Origin of the sequence: Streptomyces sp. NPDC047042, from assembly GCF_040644035.1 — a bacterium.
Lineage (GTDB): Bacteria > Actinomycetota > Actinomycetes > Streptomycetales > Streptomycetaceae > Streptomyces.
In genome coordinates, this window is record NZ_JBEYVP010000019.1 from 72900 (window position 1) to 91750 (window position 18851).

The window sequence follows — 18851 nt, forward strand, 5'->3', positions numbered from 1 at the left end:
TCCCGAGGGGTGCGCGTTTCCTCCGGACGCGGTCGGTCGTTTGTCTGCACGTGTCATCGAGCGGGTTCCAGGAGCACGGTGACACGCATGCGAACGGAGAAGTCCCGTGCGATTGACCGATATCCACCGTTGCGAGATCCGGCCCGGACGGCTCGTGACCTGGACCCTGCATCCGACGACCGTCGAGGGCGTCGCCCAACTGCCGGAGGACACCCGCCCACCCGCGTACGTCCAGGAGGCCCATGTCCGGACCGCGCGAACCGTGCGCGAGGACGGCCTCTTCGTACCGACCTGGCTCGGCACGGCCTTCGACATCCCCGGGCGGGTCGATCTCGATGTCCTCCAGGAGGCGTTGCGCACCTGGACGCTTCGGCACGAGACGCTGCGCAGCGGCTTCCGCTGGGCACACGGCCCGCTCGGCACCCCCGGGTCCGACGGGGGTGCCGGCCCCGCCCACGACGAGCTGCGGCGCTTCACCCTCGCCCCCGACGACGTCGTCCTGCACCGCGAGGACGTCGGCGTCTTCGCGGACGGGGCCGCGCTGCCGCGCTATCTGCAGGATCGGTTCGACATCGCGGCGGACGCGCTGACCTGGCCGAACTTCATCTACAGCGCCGTCGTCAGGGACGACAGCACCAGCGTGTACATGGCCTTCGACCACACCAACGTCGACTCGTACTCGATCTTCCGCATCGCCCACGAGATCCACCAGCTCTACACAGCGGGCCTCGACGGCACGGCGCTGGACACGGCCCCCGTCGCCAGTTACGTCGACTTCTGCGCGAGCGAGCGTACGCACGCCGACGGGATCGACGAGAGCCACTCGATCGTCGCCGAGTGGCGGAAGTTCATCGCCCGGTGCGACGGCAAGCTGCCGAACTTCCCCGTCGACCTCGGCCTCGACCCCGAAGGGCCGCTGCCCACACAGAAGTTGATGCGGGAGTGGCTCACCGACGACGCGGACGCGGCGGCGTTCGAGGCGTACTGCCGTCCGTACGGGGGCAGCATGGTCGGCGTCCTCGCGGCCACCGCGCTCATCGTGCGCGAGATCAGCGGGCAGCAGGTGTACCGGACGGTCGTGCCCTTCCACACCCGGGCCAGGTCCGAGTGGTCGGACTCGGTGGGCTGGTACGTGGGCGGCGCGCCGCTCGAGATCCCGGTGGGCGAGGTGTCGGACTTCGACGGCGCCCTGGACCTGGTCCGCACCGCGCTCCGGGCGAAGCGGCCCCTGTCGAGGATGCCGATCGCCCGGGTGCTGAAACTGCTGGGTTCCGACTTCCGGCCCACCTCACCGGACCTGTACTCGATCGTCTCCTTCGTGGACACCCGGGACATCGCGGGCTCGGAGAGGTGGGATGACCTGAAGGCGTACGGCCTGATCCGAGTGTCGTACGGCGACCAGGTCTGCGCCTGGATCACCCGCCTGCACGAGGGCCTCCAATTCGCCGCCCGCTACCCGGACACAGACGTGGCGCAAAAGAACATGCGCCTGTACGTGGCAGGACTGCGAGACCTGATCACCTCGGTGGCACGCGAGGCACCGCGCCCTGAGGAGGCGCGAAGCGCCTATTCAGGGGCGCGGGGAACTGCGCGACCAGCCCCCACCGAACCCGCACCCGATTCCCCCCAACCCAGCGGAGCGCTCACGCGTCCTTGAACGACTGCCGCTGCCGACCCAGCCCATCGATCTCCAGCTCGACCACATCCCCCGCCCTAAGGAACGGCTGGGGCTCGGGCTCACCCAGCGCGACGCCCGCCGGCGTACCCGTGTTGATGACATCACCCGGGTACAGGGTCATGAACTGGCTGACGTACCGCACGACTTCGGCGACCCCGAAGATCTGCTCGGCGGTCGTGCCGTTCTGCTTCAGCTCGCCATTGACCCACAGCCGCAGTCCGAGAGCCTGCGGGTCGGGGACCTCGTCCGCGGTCACCAGCCAGGGGCCGAGGGGGTTGAACGTCTCGCAGTTCTTCCCCTTGTCCCAGGTCCCGCCCCGCTCGAGCTGGAACTCGCGCTCGGAGACGTCGTGCGAGATCGCGTACCCGCCGACGTGCGCGAGCGCCTCCTCGTGCGAGCCGAGGTAGCGGGCGGTACGTCCGATGACGATCGCGAGTTCCACCTCCCAGTCGGTCTTCGTCGACTCGCGCGGCACGAGCACGGTGTCGTAGGGACCGACGACCGTGTCCGCCGCCTTGAAGAAGATCACCGGCTCGGCGGGCGGCTCGGCGCCGGTCTCGCGGGCGTGGTCGTGGTAGTTGAGCCCGATGCACACGATCTTGCCGACGCCGGCCAGCGGCGGCCCGATCCGCAGCCCGGTCGCGTCCAGCTCGGGCAGCTCACCGGCGTCGGCGGCGGCGCGGATCCGGCCGAGGGCGGCGTCGTCGGCGAGCAGCGGCCCGTCGATGTCCGCGACGATCCCCGACAGGTCCCGCAGGGTTCCCTCGGCGTCGAGCAGCGCGGGCCGCTCCGACCCCGCCGTACCGACTCGCAGCAGCTTCATGGTCGCTCTCTCCCTCTGTCCCTCTGTCCCGCTGTTACCTCCCCCGGTCACCATTCATCGGAGGACTGGTCGATCGTCCAAGCTGGGCGTCCGGTCCGCAATACCCGGTTCACGTACTGGACTGTGTACCGGTCCGGGCACCGGCCCGGTCACTGGTCTGCGGGGTGAGCTGCCAGCGGTACAGCAGTGCCCGTTCGGCGGCGCTCCAGGTCGTGCTGGTCACCATGTACAGCGCGGCGGCCAGGGGCATGGCGGCCACGGAGAAGAGTGTGAAGAAGGACACAAAGGGCGCAAATTTGGCGGCGGAGGCCAGTCCGGGCACCGCCTCGCCGCCGCCACCCACGTTCACCGTCATCGGGTTGGCCGCCATGACCAGCTTCATGCGCCGGTAGTTGAAGGTGGCGACGGCCGCGACCAGGGCGAACAGACCGAGGTAGACAAGCCCGGCGGGCCCGAGGAGCCCGTCCCCGGTGAGCGCGTCGGCCCAGCGGTCGCCGAGCGGCGCGGCGAGCAGCCGGTGGGTGAGGAGGCCGTTGGTCCGGCCGCCGATCTCCGGGTTGGAGAAGAGGTGGTAGAGCAGGAAGAACGCGGGCAGCTGGAACAGGCTCGGGAAGCATCCCGACAGTGGCGAGACCTTCTCCTCCGCGTGCAGCGCCATGACGGCCTGCTGGAGCTTCTTCGGGTCCTTCGCGTGCCGTTTCCGCAGCTCGGCGACCCTCGGCTGCAGTGCGGCACGCGCCCGCTGTCCACGCGCCGCCGCACGGGACAGGGGGTGCACGAGGAGTCGTACGAACGCGGTGAACAGGATGATCGCGGCGGCGGCCGAGGAGCCGTGGAAGAGGGGCTGGAGCAGGTCGGCGAGATGCTCGACCAGGTTCGCGAAAGCGGTCAGGAAGGTGGACATGGGTGAGTGAGCCCTCCGGGGGTCTGTCTCGTCGTACCGGGATGTACCGGGACTCCATGGACGCGGAGTTCGGTATGGGTGATCGGTATGACGACCCGCGCGGGGGTGTCGGCTGACAGCTGTCGGTGCTGTGCTGTGCTGTGCTGTGCCTGCCCTACGCGGTGGTCGCCGGGGTGGCGTGTCCGGGGGCGCGGGGGCGGGTTCGGCCTCGGGCGTCCGGGTCGCGTTGCGGCAGGAAGGCCGTACGGCGGGCCCGGTCGCGGATGGCCGTACGAACCCGGGTGGGCGGTACGGCGGGTGCGAGGCGCGAGGCGATGAGCGAGCAGGCGACGAACGCGGACCCGGCGGCGGCGGTCGCCGCGAGGGCGACGGCGGCGGAGAGACTGCCCGCGTCAAGCAGCGCGACCTCGACGAGGAGCAGGAACAGCGCGGCGGCGGTACGCGGGTTCACCCGGACCGGATTCCAGCTCCGGATCATGCGCACGCCCCCTCTCTCGCCCATACCTACGTCGGACACATGTCCTGCCATTCGTTATACAGGATGCCCGGTCTCGGGCTCAGCGGAGTCGCATCGACGTGAGTTTGCCCCAGACGACCAGACGGTAGCGGGACGTGTACTCCGGGGTGCAGGTGGTGAGGGTGAGGTAGTAGCCGGGGGTGCGGTAGCCGTAGGCCGGTCTGACGGTGGAGCGGGGTACGGCCCTGATCGCGCCGTCGTCATGGGCGGAGGTCTGCGGGAGTGTCCGGTCGACGGTGTACGTGTACACCGCGTCGGCCGTCTCGACCTGGACGGCGTCCCCGCGTCGCAGCCGGTTGATGTACCGGAAGGGTTCGCCGTGGGTGTTGCGGTGCCCGGCGAGGGCGAAGTTCCCGGCCTGGCCGGGCTGCTGCGTGCCCGGGTAGTGGCCGACGTACCCCTTGTTCAGGACGTCCGGCTTGCTGACGCCCTCGGCGACGGGGACGCGCAGATCGAGGCGGGGGATGGTGAGGATGGCGTACGCCTGGGACCAACTGGGCTGAGCCGAGCCGGAGTTGGTGCGGCGGGTGCTGCCGGTTCCTGCGCCGCCGGAGGAGCCCGAGGAGCCGCCGGAGCCGCCGGAGCCGGAAGCACCCGTCGCGCCCGTGCCGTCCGTGCCGTCGGTGCCGTCCGTGTCGTCGGCGGGATCGGAGCCGCCGCCCGCCGAGCTGCCCCACTCCCGCTCCAGGGCCCGTACCTCCTGCCGGGCGCCCTGCTCGGCCTGGCGGTTGGTCCACCACAGCTGGTGGACGACGAGCAGCGCGAGGACCGTGCCGAGGGTGACGAGGAGTTCGCCGCAGGTCCACAGCGCGCGGCGGCGGAAGGCGCGCCGGCGGAGTGTGCGGTGCCGTACCACCTGTGCCGCAGGAGCCCGAGCCCGCATGCGTACGCCTCCTCCACGCCTCACGTGGGTCGCCCGCACGATAGGCCAGACCTCTCGAAGTGACCAGGCCCGCGGTGGGTCTGCGGTGGGGCCGCGGTGGGCCCCCCTTCGTTCAGCGGTTTTAGAAAGCGCTGTCAGAACTATCGACAACCCCACCCACCGCACCTGATGCTTCCTCGTGACATGAACGGAAGGTCGTAATCCGGACGGAGAAGTCATGATCCGACGCAGATCCCTGCTGGCTGCGGCAGGTGGCACTGTCCTCGGCAGTGCCCTGGCCACGGGCACCGCACGAGCCGACGCGACCATCACGGTCAACCCCGCTGCCAAGTACGGGACGTGGGAGGGCTGGGGCACCTCGCTCGCCTGGTGGGCGAACGTGTTCGGCGCCCGGGACGACTTCGCGGACCTCTTCTTCACCACCAAGTCGGTGACGTACAGCGGGAAGTCGCTGCCCGGTCTCGGCCTGAACATCGCCCGTTACAACCTCGGCGCGTCCAGTTGGAACAGCGTCGGCGGCACGACCATGGTGGCGTCGCCGAACATCCCGGCGTTCAAGCAGATCGAGGGCTACTGGCAGGACTGGAACAACGAGGACCCGACATCCTCGGCCTGGAACTGGTCGGCGGACGCCAAGCAGCGGGCCGCGCTGACGAAGGCCGTGGCGCGGGGCGCGACGACGGAACTGTTCGCCAACTCGCCGATGTGGTGGATGTGTTCGAACCACAACCCGTCGGGCGCCTCGGGCGGCGGCAACAACCTCCAGACCTGGAACTACCGCCAGCATGCCTCGCACCTGGCCGCCGTGGCCCTCTACGCCAAGAACAACTGGGGCGTGAACTTCGCGACGGTGGACCCGTTCAACGAGCCCTCGGCGAACTGGTGGACGGCCACCGGCACGCAGGAGGGCTGCCACATGGACGCGTCGGTCCAGGCCGCCGTGCTCCCGTACATGCGGAGCGAGCTGGACAAGCGCGGTCTGACGGGGATCAGGATCTCGGCCTCGGACGAGACGAACTACGACGTGGCCCGCTCGACCTGGGCGGCGTTCAACTCGTCGACGAAGGCCCTGGTCAACCAGGTCAACGTGCACGGTTACCAGGGTTCCGGGGGCCGCCGCGACCTTCTCTACACGGACGTGGTGACGACGTCCGGCAAGAAGCTGTGGAACTCGGAGACCGGTGACAAGGACGGGACCGGTCTGACCCTGGCGTCGAACCTCCTCCTGGACTTCCGCTGGCTGCACCCGACGGCCTGGGTGTACTGGCAGGTCATGGACCCGACGGCGGGCTGGGCGATGGTCGCCTACGACGAGAACACCCTCCAGCCGACGACCGTCCAGACGAAGCACTATGTGATGGCCCAGTTCAGCCGTCACATCCGCCCCGGCATGACGATCCTCGACACGGGCGTCGACTACGCGGTGGCGGCGTACGACGCGAGCGCGAAGCGGCTGGTGATCGTGGCCCTCAACAAGGCCACGTCGGCCCAGACCCTGACCTTCAACCTCGGCAACTTCACCACGGTGACGGGCGGCTCGGGTGGCGTGGTCCCCCGTTGGACCACGGTGACGGGTGGCGGCAGCGACCTCTACACGGCCCGCTCGGACCGGTTCCTGAGCGGCAAGACGGTGGCGGTGCCGTTCGCGGCGGGCGCGGTGCAGACGCTGCAGGTGGACGGCGTGACCATCTGAGCCGCTGAGGAGTTCCCGAAGGGTTCCCGAGAAGGGGAGGCACAGGGCCGCAGTGCCTCCCCTCACACCGTCGGCCACTCTCCCGACCGCCCCTCTTCTTTGTCGGTCGTCGGCAGTACGGTGATCCCATGCGCCCCGACACGCCTCCGGAAAACGTCGACCACATCGCCGAAGCGGCCCGCCTGGAGCGGACCGCCGGCCTCTATCCCGAGGACGCCGAACACCTGCTCGTGCAGGCCTCGGCCCACTTGGAACTGGCCGGCGACCGCCCCGCCGCGACGGCCCTCTACGACCGTCTGCTGCAATCTCCGACCACCCTGGAGAACCCCCATCTCGTACGGGCCCTCAAGGCGTCGAACCTGTGGGAGTACGGCCACGAGGCGGAGGCCCGGGCGATCATCGACGGCGTCCGCGCGGCCGGCCCGCGCGACCCCGCGCCCTGGGTGATCGTCGCGGAGTCCCTGGAGTCGCACGACGAGTTGGAGGCGGCCCAGGAGACGTTCACGGAGGGTGCCCGTCTGCTGGTCGGGGACGCGCAGGAACCCCCGTACTCGACCCATCCCCTCCTCTACGGCCGCCACCGCGTGCGCCGGATGCTGGGCGTGGCCCACGACGACTGGGACCGGCTCGCGGACACCCTGCACTCGTCGCCGGTGTCGCTGGACGAGCTGCACGACCCCAAGCGGGTGTGGTCCCTCGGCTCGGACAATCCGGCGGAGCTGCAGGCGGAGATCTCCCGTCTCCGGGCGGAACTGGGCGCGTTCAGGGAGGCGTTGTCCCGCCCGTTCCCGGTGGCGGTGCTGCACTGGCCGACGGACGAGCTGGCGGAGCTGGTCGCCGCGTATCCGGGCCTGACGGACGAATACCCCTCCCACGAGGAGCACCTCGCGACGATAGAGGCCTCGCTGCGGGAGCTGTCCGCTTCCGGCACGGCGAACCTGGGAATCGTGACGGGCACGGTCCCCTCGTACGAGGCGTTCGCGGCGTCCGAGGGCGCGTCCCCGGGAGAGACCGAGCTGCTGCCGCAGTACGCGACGACGCTGGCGGCCCGGGGCCTGGCGGTGAGCTGGCCTCCGCAGCGGGGCGCGGTGTGCTGGTGCGGGTCGGGGGCGGCTTACGAGGGGTGCCATGGGCGGGTGACGGTGTAGGGGGTGGGGTGAGGTGGGGTGAGGTGGGCTTGGTCGGGCCCCGGCCGGCCGGGGCGACGGCCTCGCACCTGGTCGGGCCCCGGCCGGCCGGGGCGACGGCCTCGCACCTGGTCGGGCCCTGACCAGGTGGGGGGCCGTCGGGTCGGCGTAGCGCGCCGCCGCATGGCGCAGGATGCCTCCGGGCGAGACCACGTCGTCCACCGCGCACCTCCTCGTCGTCTGGACCGAGGAGACCGCAGCAGCCGCTGTCTCGGCTGCCTGCTAGGCGCTCATGAATCGGGCGGTCAACTCCATGGCCTCCTGGTTGAGCTCGATGTTCAGGCGCGCACCGTCCTGCGTGGCGACCTGCGTGAACCTTCCCTCGTGCCACCAGAACACCGAGGGGCTCAGTGCGCCCGGCGACTCCTCGTACCCCCGGGCGGCAAAGCCGGCCAGGGCGTGCAGCGAGGGGGCCACTCCCGCGTCGCGCACGACGTGGAAGGCGAGTTGGTGCCGGTGCGGGAGCGCGACCAGGACTCCGTGCGGCGCGGCCGAGGCGTCCTTGTCGTAGCGGCGTACGACCTCGTCGAGGACGAGGGCGAGGCTCGCGACGAAGTACGAGCCGCCCGTCAGCACGTGGACGCGGGTGCCGTCCTTGTCCCGGAGCACCTCGTGCTTGTCGACGCGGACGGCCCGGAGGTTCTGGAACGCGCGGTCGCGGAGGGCCGTCATCTCACCGAGCTCGGAGAGGGCGTCCCCGGTCAGCATGTCGACGGTCTGCGGGAGGTCGAGCGCCAGCACCTCCAGCAGCCCCGGGACCGACGGGGGACCGTACCCGAAGGCCTTCAGTCTCGCGGGATCGCTGGGGATGAACCGGGGGTGGAGCAGGGCCAGGAGCTGTTCGCGGGGCAGGGCCTTGAGGGCCTGCGGCCCGTTCAGCGAACGGACGACACGATCGACGTGTTCGTCCACGAGCGCCTGCCAACGCCGGGGGCCACGGCTGTCGTTGTGGCACACGGCCGCGATGTTGTCGAGGCCGAGCCGCCAGCCCAGGTGCGTGATCACCCGCCCCGGTTCGACCGTCACCTCTATCCCCCGCTGATCGAAGGCCTCACGGACGAGGGTACGAAGCCGGGCGCCCTCCGCCTCGGAAAGGAAGGTGAACTCGGCGTCGCGCGGCACGTCCGTCCCGTCACGACGGTCTCCGCGTCGGAATATGCGCATCAGGTCCCCCATCGCCATCACGTCGAGGACGCGGATCGTAACCGCGGCCGGTAAGGCCCTTGCGTAAGAATCCACAGAATCCACGCCGGTGGCGAGGGCGAGCGCCTACTGCCCCTTCGACTGCCCGCCAACTGGTCAACTCTGTACGGAGGGTGAGTTTTTCTCGTACTTCGACGCCATTGCGTGACATCTCTTGTCCTGTCACCGTGTCCACAGGCACACGTGTGGCACGACGGGGGACGGGGGTCCCGCGATGGGGGACGTCGCGAAGGCCGGGATCAGGACGACGACGGACGGGACGGCGGCGGGCGCGGCCGGGGTGGACGAGCCGGAGGCCGGCGTCGTCGCGGCTGTCGAGGTCGTCGAGGTCGTCGAGTTGCTGGTGCCGGGGCTGGGTCCGGTGGACCGGGACGCGCTGTTGTGGCCCAAGGGAGTCGACCGGATCTCCGGCGACAACAAGGCCGGGCTGTACCGGGCCGGACAGCCCGACACCGGGGTCGTACCGGGCACACGGGGGCAGCCGCTCGTCCGCGAGGTCTACGACTGGACGAGGCTCACCATCGGCGGCGCCTCTCGGGCACTCTGGTTGTTCCTGCTGCCTTTTCTGCTGGTCAACCGGGTGGCCTGGATGCAACCGCGCTGGCCGTCGGGCGCGGACGGACGGCTGACCAAGGCAGCGGGCGCGCTGTACGAGTTCGGGGCACGGCTCCTCGCGCTGACGCTCACCGTGCTGGTGGTCGGCACCTTCGGCCAGGTGGCCATGGACCAGTTCGCCTGGCAGTGCTCCCCGGAGGCGGCGACCGCGATGTGCGGCAAGCAGGCGGTGGCGGCGGTACGGGGCCTGCCGGGCGGCTCGCAGGCGGCGCTGGCGGTGGCGGCTCTCGTACCCGCCGTCGTGGTGTTCGTGCTGCTCCTGGTGGCCCGGGACACCAAGCAGGAGTACCTGCCGGTGCTGGAGACCGTGAGCGCGCGCGAGACGGAGGACGCGCGGCGCAGACGCTCCGCCGAGGGTGAGGACGGACATCCGCTGGAACTGCGGGGCTTCTGGGAGCACAACCGCAGGGACCCCGGGATAGCGGCCCAGCACGTGTGGGCGGGGCTGCTCACCACGGCGGCGCTCCTCACCTGGACTCCCCTGCACGAGAGTCCGCGGGGCAGCCTCGCGAAAGTCCTGGGGATCGTGCTGTTCTGCGTGATCTCCGCGATGTCCCTGGTCGTCGTCATGTCCGTGCCGGTGCTGCACCGCAAGTTCGGGATCAGACTGCCGGAAGCGTCATGGCGGGCCGCGTGGGTGGCACGGGTCCCGTACCTGGAGGGGAAGAAGTTCACCCGCCCCGCCGACGACGACGCCGACGACGGCTACGGCGACGGCGACGGCGACGAGGTGGCCGTACTGCCGCTCTGGCCGACGCGTTACCCCGTCCTCGCGGGCATCTGCTGCGGCGGCGTCAACGTGGCGGCGGTGCTCTACTGCCTGTGGCCCGACCGGGACTGGACGGTGACGGGCCGGCTGCCCGGGATCGACGGACAGGCGACCCTCCTCCTGGTGACGCAGGGCATCGGGATCCTCCTGCTGCTGCTCGGCAGCGTGTTCCTGCCCACGGGCGGCAGCAGGCGCGGCATGGCCCTGTTCGGGCACGCGGGAGTGGCCGTCGCCGTGCACGCCTGCTTCCTCGGCTGGATCTACACGGTGGCGCTGGGCCAGTGGGCGAGTTCCGGGCTGGCCGGCGAACACGAGGGGCCGGTGGTCACCGAGCCCGTGAAACGCATGGGCATGATCCTGCTGCCGGTGCTGCTGATCACGGCGGTGTGCTGGGCGGCGATCAGTGTCGTCGTACGACTGCTGCCGTTGCCCACCCGCGCCGGCCGACCGGGGTCCGAGGAGCCGGATCACCCTCGGGCACGCCTGGACAAGGACGACCGGCGGCATCTGAGCGAGGTCACCGCGGCCCGGCGGCGGCACTGCTATCTGCTGCGGGAACTGGACTGGCTGACGGGGCTGACGGCACTCGCCGTCGTGACCCTGATCGTGCTGTTCGACCGCGTCGACTGGGTCGACGACCCCCGCGACGGTGCGAGCAGCTTCGTCTACGACCTGCTGGGCATGGCCAGCATCCCGCTGCTCGCCGCCCTCGCCACGCTCATGGTGCTGGCGTTCCGCACGCTGGCCCTCCGCCCGGAGATGCGCCAGAACGCCGGTCTGGCCTGGGCGTTCGGCGCGTTCTGGCCGCGCGCCGTACACCCGTTCGCCCCGCCGTCGTGGACGGTGCGGGCCGTACCCGAGCTGGTACGCCGACTGCGGTTCCTCCTGCGGGACCCCCACCGGCTGGTGCTGATCCGGGCCGAGTCGATGGGGGCGGTCCTCGTGCTGGCCGCTGTCTGGCAGCTGGAGTCCGACGAACGGCTGCGCATCGGCCTGCTCAGCTCGGGCTGCCCGGTACGCAAGCACTTCGTACGCCAGTACCCGGGTTTCGTCTGCGCCGACTCGATCCGCTGGCTCGCCCCCTGCGGCACCAGGGAACGCCTCGGCGCGTGGATCAACGTCTGGCGGGACACCGACCCCCTGGGCGGCCCGATGGACATGGGATGCGTGGACGTCCAGTGGAGCGACGACGCCGAACGCGGCGAGGGCACGACCTTCGACCTGTGCCCACGCACCGAGGAACAGCCGGTGTTCCCGCCGATCGAGGGCCACCGGGGGTACTCGACGGACAAGCGGTTGATTCCGTTGCGGGATCGGCTGTTGGGGCAACTTGTGGGAGGCAGGGAGGAGTTGGGGGTCTGCGGGGGCAACTGCGGGGGTACGACGACCCGCTGACACTCACACTCATTCCCTGGTGAACGTGCCGAGGCCGCTCGTGTCGAGGTTCTCGACCCTGACCTTGTCGGACCGGCCGTCGGAGCCGACCGTGAAGGTCACGCCGGACAGGCCGACCGCGTTCTCGCCCGTGGTGCTGTAGTAGAAGGTGTCGCCGTCGTAGTGCCGCAGGGTGAACCGCTGCTTCTTCGGGCCGAGTTGCATGACGAGGTCGTCGCCCGGGGCGGCGCTGACGGTCATCGGTCCGTAGTAGTCGTTGGCGTACTTTCCGGTGTAGGCGTCGTCCGCCCTGGCCTTGGCCGGCTTTGCCGGGGGCTTGGCGTAGTCGGTCTCGGAGCGTTCGCCCGCGAGGGTCCCCTCGATGAGCGGGCCGAGGAACGTCAGCCAGTCGACCGTGGGCCCACCCGTCTGCGCGGTGTCGAGGAAGGTCGCGGAGATCGACTCGGGTACGCCGACGGGCGCGCTGTTGGTGAGGACGACGATGCCGAGCTTCTCCGAGGGCAGCAGCGCGACGTTGGTGGCCGCGCCCAACGCGAAGCCACCGGAGTGGCCGAGCTTCAGCCTGCCCTGGTCGTCGTAACTGACGTTCCAGCCAAGCCCGTAGAACCCGGATCTGCCCGCCGGCCCGTGCGGCGGCTCGGAGAGGCTGTGCGGGAGGTGGGTCTCGGCGAGGGCTTCGGCGTCGATGACCCGCCGCCCCTCGAACACCCCGTTGCCGAGCTGCAGGCGCAGCCACTTCGTCATGTCCCGGACGGTGGAGCTGGCCCCGCCCGCCGGGCTCTGGGCGTCGGCGTTCCGTACGAACTCGGCCTGCCAGGTGTCGCCCTTCTTCACATGGGTGACGGCCTTGTTCTCGGCCTTCTCGTAGTCGGCGAAGGAGGAGCTGGTGCGGTCCATGCCGAGCGGCCGGTACAGCTTGTCGGCGGACAGTTTCTCCCAGCTGGTGCCGGCCGCCCGCGCGGCGGCGACGCCCGCTTCGGTCAGCCCGAAGTTGGTGTACGCGTAGCTGGCACGGAACGGGGTCAGGGGTTCGTACCGCATACGTTCCAGGATGTACGAGCGGTCGAAGCCGAGGTCCTCGAGGATGTCCCCGGCGTGGTCGGGCAGGCCGGTGCGGTGCGAGAACAGGTCGGCGAGCGTGGCGTGACGGGTGACCCAGGGGTCCTTGAGGGCGAAGCCGGGACTGTGCTTCACGACGGGGTCGTCCCAGCCGACGGTCTTGTCCCCCACGGCACCGGCGACCACCGTCGACGCGATCGGCTTGGAGACCGAGGCGAGCTGGAAGACGGTGTCGGGTCCGACCTTGGCCTCCGCGCCGACCTTCCGTACGCCGAAGCCCTTGAGATACAGCACCTTGTCGTCGTACACCACGCCGACGGCGATCCCCGGCACACCGGTCTTGCGCATGGCGTCCTGGACGACGCCGTCGAGCTTGTCCACCGCGGCGTCGACCTTGGCCCGGGTGAGGCGCGGCGGCGGCTGGGCCGGCGGGACGGTGGGCAGCGGCGAGGCCTCCGCCGCGACCTTGCGGACGGCGGAGGTGTCGGCATCCGTGTCGGCATCGGTCGTACAGCCGCTGCCGGCCAGGGCGGCGACCACGCCCAGCGCGGCCGCGAGGCGCAGGCGCCGGGTGAACGCCTGTGCCGGCGCCTGCGCCTTCGTCCGCATCTGTATCCGTATCTGTTTCTGCGTCGGTGTCTCGTCGAGGGAGGGCATGTCTTCCAGTGAAGGTCCTGCCCTGACGCCTGTCGCATCAGCGAGCCATTCGGGGGACGGGCCGCCGCGGCCACCGGCGAGCGGCTCCGAACGAGTGGACTCGCCGGTACGGGACCGGAAGGGGTCAGCCGCGAGGAGTCGCCGATGGTGATGTTGCCGTCCGAGCCCGCCCGAGTTGGAAGAGGCACCCCGGATGCGACATACCCCCCACCGCAGGATGCTCGTCGCGGCACTGTTCGCGGCGTGTGCGCTGATCGGGACGGCGGCGGTCCCCGCCGCGACCGCTCGGCCCGCGACGGCCGACCAGCACTGCCGGGACGACGGTCAGCACGGTCAGTACCCTCAGCACGGTCCCTACGGCCAGGAGCAGGACAACTGCCCTACGAGCACCCTCTCCCCCGAGGTGACCGCCCGGCTGGACAAGGCGATCGAGGACGTCCGCCGACATGCCGGCATCCCCGGAGTCGTCGTCGGACTGTGGCTGCCCGGCAAGGGAAGCTACGTCCGCGCGACCGGCGTCGCCGACACCGCCACCCGCCGGCCCATGACCACCGACGGCTACGTACGGATCGGCAGCGAGACCAAGACCTTCACGGTCACCGCGCTGCTCGAACTCGTCGACGACCACCGCATCCGGCTGGACGACCCGATCTCCCGGCACGTCCCCGGCGTACCCAACGGCCGCCACATCACCCTGCGCCACCTCGCGGAGATGCGCAGCGGTCTGTTCCCGTACACGTCCGACCCGGACTTCGTCCATGACCTGCTGAGCGACCCGCAGCGCTACTTCACACCCCGGGAGGTGCTCGCGTACGGCTTCAAACACGAGAACACCTTCGCGCCGGGTACGGAGTTCCAGTACTCCAACACCAACCTCGTGCTGCTCGGCCTGGTGATCGAGAAGGTCAGCGGTCAGCGGCTCGCCGACTTCATCGAGGAGCGGGTGCTGCAGCCGGCGCGCCTGCACCACACCCTCTTCCCGCAGGGACCCGAGTTCCCCGAGCCGCATCCGCGCGGCTACACGAACCAGACGCTGAGCGGCGCGGTCGCCGACGCCACGGACTGGAACCCCAGTTGGGCGTGGGCGGCCGGGGCGATGATCTCCGACCTGCGCGATCTGCGCCGCTGGGCGGACATCGTCGCCACCGGAACCCTGCTGACCCCCCAGACCCAGGCCGAGCGCCTCAAGACCCTGCCGACCGGCCTCCCCGGCCTCAGCTACGGCCTCGGCATCTTCAGGACCGGCGGCTGGATCGGCCACAACGGCTCGATCCCGGGCTACCAGACGGTGACGGTCCATCTGCCGTCGCAGAAGGCCACCCTGGTCATCATGATCAACACGGACATCCCGAGCGAGGGCCAGGAACCGTCGACCCTGCTCGCCCGGGCGGTCACGGGGATCGCGACGCCGGGCAATGTGTATGACGGGGCGATCGCTCCGCGGTAGGTGTATGTCCTTGGCTCTGCGGGTGGCAGCGCTGTCAGCACCACGGTCTACGGTGCGACCATGTCGTTCACCCTGCCCAATGGTCTGCCTCCCGGCCGATTCCTGTCATGTGGCTCCACAGACATATGGGTCTCTGAGGAATTCCCTGAAGACGTTGAACGGCTGTGGCCTCGCTTGCTGAGCGAGGCCAGAGCACGGGGCCTGGTTCCGCTCCTGTGCTGGCCCGACTCCATGGGAAGTCCGCTCAGCCTGGACCACGTCGACAGGGTCCGCCTGGAGGATGTACTGGCCACGGATTTCGCCGAGTACCGCCGCAAACGGCTGCCCTGGTGGACGGATCCGACTCCGGCCCCGGTACCTGAGGGAATCGAGGGATTCGAGGGAATCGAGCCATGGCCGCACGACCCCGGACCGCCCTTTGAACAGTGGCCGGGTCTGACACCGGCGATGCCGGCGACGTCCGCAGACCCGACGCCAGCTGTGGCTGCGTCAAACCTGCTGGCCGGGCTCATGAAGACGGGCCGGTACGGGCTGGATGAGTGCTGCCTCGTTCTCGTCCCCGCCCATCGCAGCAGCGACGCACTGGCGTTGATCGGCTGGTCCGCCGAGGTACCACTGCCTCTGCTGTGTGCACTCCTGCGGAGCTGGGAAGACCGCTTCGGTGCCCAGGTAGTGGCAATGTTCGGCAGCGAGCTGCACGTATCGGTCGCGCGGCCTCCCGTTGAGGCAGAGCACGCGAACCTCCTCGCTTTGGAGCACGTGCTGTCGACCGCGGACAACATCGTCGATGACCCGCCCACACCATTCCCCGAGTACGCGACGGACCTCGTGGGACGGACTTCCTGGTCGTTCTGGTGGGATTAGGAATGACCTCCGGGAATGACCCCCGGGCTGCCTCGTTCGCCTGGCTCGGGTGGGTCGTTGACTGATGCGCGGTGGGACGTAGATCGAGCAGGTGCTCCCAGACCAACGGCGATGAGTTTTGGCGTGGCTCACGGTCTCCATCAACACGACTGACACGATCCGCAGGATCTACAGGACCTTTCGACCGCCCTCGAGGAGAACAACCATGACCGCCACCTACACCTTCGACATCTTCTCCAGCCTCGACGGCTTCGGCGCCGCCGGCGGCAACTGGACCGGCTACTGGGGCAAGCAGGGCCCCGAGTTCCTCGACCACCGCCTCGCCCAGTACAGCGAGGACCAGCGGATGGTCTTCGGGGCCAACACGTTCCGGGCGTTCACGCGCATGCTGGCCGCGAGCACCGAGGACTCCGACGTACGTGACCCATGGGTCACACGGATGACGAGCCTGCCCGCGACAGTGGTTTCGACCACACTGGAGGGCCCTCTCGACTGGTCGGACGCGACTCTCGCGAGCGGCGACGCCGTGGACGTCGTCGCTCGGCTCAAGAAGGAGTCCGACGTACCGCTGCGCTCGCACGGCAGCCTGGCGATGAACCGGTCCCTGATGGCGGCGGGCCTGGTCGACCGCGTCCAGGTGACGCTCTTCCCCGTGATCACCGGCCAGCACGGACTGAGCCCGATCTTCGAGGGCGCGGCGGACTTCGACCTGGAGCTGCTCGAGAGCCGGACGCTGGGCGGAGGCATCCAGGAGCTGATCTATCGGCCTATGCTGCACGCCACCTGACGAAAGCTGTCGTGGCTGTAGGAATTTTCGGGCAGAGTCGGGGACTGGCGCGGTGGGTGCTCGGAGTCCGGCCCCCGGCTCTGCTCAATCGACCATGCGCTGCGGAACGGCCAGATCCTCGTCGGCGAGCAGGCGTGTCAGGGTCGGCGGATCGTCCTTGGAACAGGCGTCGGCAACCACGTCGATCAGCTGGTCGTAATCAGGGCCGGTCTTGCCCTCATAGGCCGCGGTCATGCGGCCCCACTCGTCCCAGTTGAGCGTCTCCTGCTTGCAGAGCGCGGCGAGGTCGCGGACGGCGTTGCCGCTGATCTCGGCCGGCCCCCAGGCGTGATCAGTGCCGGCCACCCCGAACAGGTCCGGGTCGATCAACCCGTCGCGGTACTGGATCCACGCTTCGCCCCCGGTGAGGAACTCCCCCGGGGCAAGGTCGTCCGGACGGTCGACGTAGTTCTTGCCAAGGTGCTCGGTGTCGACACGTACCCAGCGGTGCTGGTCTTCGTCCCAGTACTCGGTGATCCAGTGATCGACGCCGCGATCCTCGATGAAGTAGGTGCCGAAGCCACACCGGGCTCTGGAGGCGATACCTCGCGCCCGCAGGATCGCGCAGGCGATGGTGGCAAAGTGACGGCAGGTGCCGATCACGCGCGTCTCGGGCGTACGGGGCTGATGAAGTGGCGCTGGATCAAGGGCAGTCAGCACGGTGATCAGCTTGTTGACCGGCCGGATGTTCTTCTCGGCGAGCCGGTCCTCGGGAACCCCTGCCGCCACGGCATCGGCGGGCTGGATGACCAGGCTCTGCACGGCGGCACAGATGCCCACAGGATCGTCCGGCAGCCCCTCGAGGAGCCGGAGTTGTATCGAGTCCAGGCTCGTGAAGGGCCCGGGCCGAGAGTAGTTGAGCACGTCATCGGTCATAACCGGGCATAGTAAAGGCCGGGGCTGACATCAGAACCGGCTCAGCCTCTCGTTCGCGTAAACCCGGCAGGCGGTCGAGTCGCGTGACGGTTTGCGCTCAGCGCCTCGTCTCGTATCTGGTCAGGATCACGCCGCCGGGAAACGTCCGCGTCTCCACCATGTTCAGGTTCACCCAGTTGTCCAACGCGCTGAAGAACGGCGTGCCGCCGCCCACCAGGACCGGCGTGGTGGCCAGTACGTACTCGTCGATCAGCCCGGCCCGCATGGCCGCCCCGGCGAGGGTCGCGCCGCCGATGTCCATCGGGCCGCCGTCCTCGGCCTTGAGCAGGGTGATCTCGGCGACGGCGTCGCCGGTGACCAGACGGGTGTTCCAGTCGACCTTGTCGATCGTCGAGGAGAACACCACCTTCGACATGTCCCGCCAGCGACGCGCGAACTCGATCTCCGCCGGGGTGACGCCCGGCTGCTGGTCGCCGGTCGGCCAGTGAGAGCTCATCGTCTGCCACAGCTTGCGCCCGTACAGAGTCAGATCGGTCGCCTGCAACTGGTCGGACCAGAACTGGAACAGCTCGTCGCTCGGCGGCCCGCCCCAACTGATGTCGTCGCCGGGCGCGGCGATGTAGCCGTCCAGGGACACGTTCATGCCGTAGATCAGTTTCCGCATGGGGCCAGCCTTTCGTGAATCGGTCGTAGGTGGGCAGACTGGCGCGGCGGGGGAAACTCATCGGTGCGGGAGCTGATCCTGGAATCCCCCTTACAGCCCAAGGGGCTTCCAGGATCACAAAACTTCGACGCCTCGATGTCGTATCAGCCAGGTCGGCGGCGTGACTACACAGCCGGAACTTGAAGGTCTTCCGGCAGCCTCTTGAGGTCAAACTGGCAGATCTTGATCTCCGATCCATCCGGCGCAGGCGATTTCGAGGCCGCCGTACGAATGGCCGTGATCTCGTACAGCCCGTCGTACCGGTAGTCATCGGCCAACGAGTACTGGGGTTCTCCCTTATAGCCGCGTATCACGCGGATCGGATACTTCCGCTCGAAGCTACGCTTGAGCGCCGCATTGTCCTGATAGGACCAAGATTGGCTACGCAGCAGCCTGCCTTTACCGGCTTCCCTGTCTTTACTTTCGGACGCGCCGGTGTATCTCACCCAGTCCCAGTGGTCCTCATCGTCTTCGTACCCACCGTTTAAGACGATCGCGTCACCGACTTCAACACCATCCACTTCGTCTACGACCCAAGAGATGCCCCTCTGGTTCGTACGGTGCAACTTGGCTTGCAGCACATCTGCTCGCCGATGGAAGACAGCCCCTACCGGGACACCCTGGACGTGACCGATACCTCGTTCGATTTCCACCCCCACATACTGGGGTCAAGTCGATCACTCTTGTCAAACTTGTATCCAAAATTGTTCGACTGTGGCGCAAGAGGCTCCTGGCGGCAGCGACTTCGGGGC

The 18851-nt window shown here is 69.2% G+C and carries 16 protein-coding genes; 7 read left to right on the forward strand and 9 right to left on the reverse strand.

Translation table 11 applies throughout. From position 1 onward, the window contains the following. Positions 1–106 precede the first annotated feature (106 nt). Positions 107–1657 carry a condensation domain-containing protein gene (locus tag ABZ855_RS23025; protein WP_360809590.1) on the forward strand — a complete coding sequence of 517 codons (1551 nt, stop codon included), beginning with the start codon at positions 107–109 and terminating at the stop codon, positions 1655–1657. Here ABZ855_RS23025 and ABZ855_RS23030 read toward each other — a convergent pair. From ABZ855_RS23030 to ABZ855_RS23045, 4 genes are all read right to left on the reverse strand, one after another. Continuing rightward, the gene (locus ABZ855_RS23030; protein ID WP_360809592.1) at positions 1644–2501 is read right to left on the reverse strand and encodes a fumarylacetoacetate hydrolase family protein; all 858 of its coding nucleotides are present in this window, start codon (positions 2499–2501) and stop codon (positions 1644–1646) included. The two genes, ABZ855_RS23025 and ABZ855_RS23030, sit on opposite strands and share 14 nt — an antisense overlap. A 109-nt stretch (positions 2502–2610) precedes the next feature. Then, positions 2611–3393 (reverse strand): YidC/Oxa1 family membrane protein insertase, encoded by a 783-nt coding sequence (locus ABZ855_RS23035; RefSeq protein ID WP_360809817.1) that lies wholly within the window; start codon positions 3391–3393, stop codon positions 2611–2613. A 166-nt stretch (positions 3394–3559) separates the two neighbouring features. Further along, positions 3560–3883 carry a DUF6412 domain-containing protein gene (locus ABZ855_RS23040; RefSeq protein WP_360809594.1) on the reverse strand — a complete coding sequence of 108 codons (324 nt, stop codon included), beginning with the start codon at positions 3881–3883 and terminating at the stop codon, positions 3560–3562. A 79-nt stretch (positions 3884–3962) separates the two neighbouring features. Beyond that, positions 3963–4805, reverse strand: a complete 843-nt coding sequence (locus tag ABZ855_RS23045) for a class E sortase (RefSeq protein WP_360809596.1) — start codon at positions 4803–4805, stop codon at positions 3963–3965. Between the two features lie 217 nt (positions 4806–5022). Here ABZ855_RS23045 and ABZ855_RS23050 point away from each other — a divergent pair, with 217 nt between their 5' ends. Both ABZ855_RS23050 and ABZ855_RS23055 read left to right on the forward strand, forming a co-directional pair. Then, positions 5023–6498, forward strand: a complete 1476-nt coding sequence (locus ABZ855_RS23050; RefSeq protein ID WP_360809598.1) for a beta-1,6-galactanase — start codon at positions 5023–5025, stop codon at positions 6496–6498. A gap of 128 nt (positions 6499–6626) precedes the next feature. Then, positions 6627–7646, forward strand: a complete 1020-nt coding sequence (locus ABZ855_RS23055; protein WP_360809600.1) for an SEC-C domain-containing protein — start codon at positions 6627–6629, stop codon at positions 7644–7646. Positions 7647–7907: 261 nt separating this feature from the next. Here ABZ855_RS23055 and ABZ855_RS23060 read toward each other — a convergent pair whose 3' ends face one another. Then, the gene (locus ABZ855_RS23060; RefSeq protein WP_360809602.1) at positions 7908–8849 is read right to left on the reverse strand and encodes a hypothetical protein; all 942 of its coding nucleotides are present in this window, start codon (positions 8847–8849) and stop codon (positions 7908–7910) included. A 253-nt stretch (positions 8850–9102) separates the two neighbouring features. Between ABZ855_RS23060 and ABZ855_RS23065 the strand changes: the two genes are divergently transcribed. After that, a complete protein-coding gene (locus ABZ855_RS23065) occupies positions 9103–11667 on the forward strand; it encodes a hypothetical protein (RefSeq protein ID WP_360809604.1) in 2565 nt (854 codons plus the stop codon). A 9-nt stretch (positions 11668–11676) separates the two neighbouring features. Here the strand turns inward: ABZ855_RS23065 and ABZ855_RS23070 are convergent, their stop codons facing one another. Then, positions 11677–13383 carry a serine hydrolase gene (locus ABZ855_RS23070; RefSeq protein WP_360809606.1) on the reverse strand — a complete coding sequence of 569 codons (1707 nt, stop codon included), beginning with the start codon at positions 13381–13383 and terminating at the stop codon, positions 11677–11679. A gap of 193 nt (positions 13384–13576) precedes the next feature. Between ABZ855_RS23070 and ABZ855_RS23075 the strand changes: the two genes are divergently transcribed. The 3 genes from ABZ855_RS23075 to ABZ855_RS23085 all read left to right on the forward strand — a co-directional run bounded on the left by ABZ855_RS23075 (position 13577) and on the right by ABZ855_RS23085 (position 16481). Further along, positions 13577–14830 carry a serine hydrolase domain-containing protein gene (locus ABZ855_RS23075; RefSeq protein WP_360809608.1) on the forward strand — a complete coding sequence of 418 codons (1254 nt, stop codon included), beginning with the start codon at positions 13577–13579 and terminating at the stop codon, positions 14828–14830. 60 nt (positions 14831–14890) lie between these two features. Beyond that, a complete protein-coding gene (locus ABZ855_RS23080; RefSeq protein ID WP_360809610.1) occupies positions 14891–15694 on the forward strand; it encodes a DUF4253 domain-containing protein in 804 nt (267 codons plus the stop codon). Positions 15695–15899: 205 nt separating this feature from the next. After that, complete coding sequence (locus ABZ855_RS23085) at positions 15900–16481, forward strand: dihydrofolate reductase family protein (RefSeq protein WP_360809612.1); 582 nt, start codon at positions 15900–15902, stop codon at positions 16479–16481. 84 nt (positions 16482–16565) lie between these two features. Here ABZ855_RS23085 and ABZ855_RS23090 read toward each other — a convergent pair whose 3' ends face one another. The 3 genes from ABZ855_RS23090 to ABZ855_RS23100 form a co-directional block, all read right to left on the reverse strand. Beyond that, entirely contained in the window at positions 16566–17396 is an 831-nt protein-coding gene (locus ABZ855_RS23090; RefSeq protein WP_360809614.1) for a transglutaminase-like domain-containing protein, read from the reverse strand. A 97-nt stretch (positions 17397–17493) separates the two neighbouring features. Then, positions 17494–18060, reverse strand: a complete 567-nt coding sequence (locus ABZ855_RS23095) for a dihydrofolate reductase family protein (RefSeq protein ID WP_360809616.1) — start codon at positions 18058–18060, stop codon at positions 17494–17496. A 164-nt stretch (positions 18061–18224) separates the two neighbouring features. Next, complete coding sequence (locus ABZ855_RS23100; protein WP_360809618.1) at positions 18225–18752, reverse strand: YDG/SRA domain-containing protein; 528 nt, start codon at positions 18750–18752, stop codon at positions 18225–18227. Between the last annotated feature and the right edge of the window lie 99 nt (positions 18753–18851).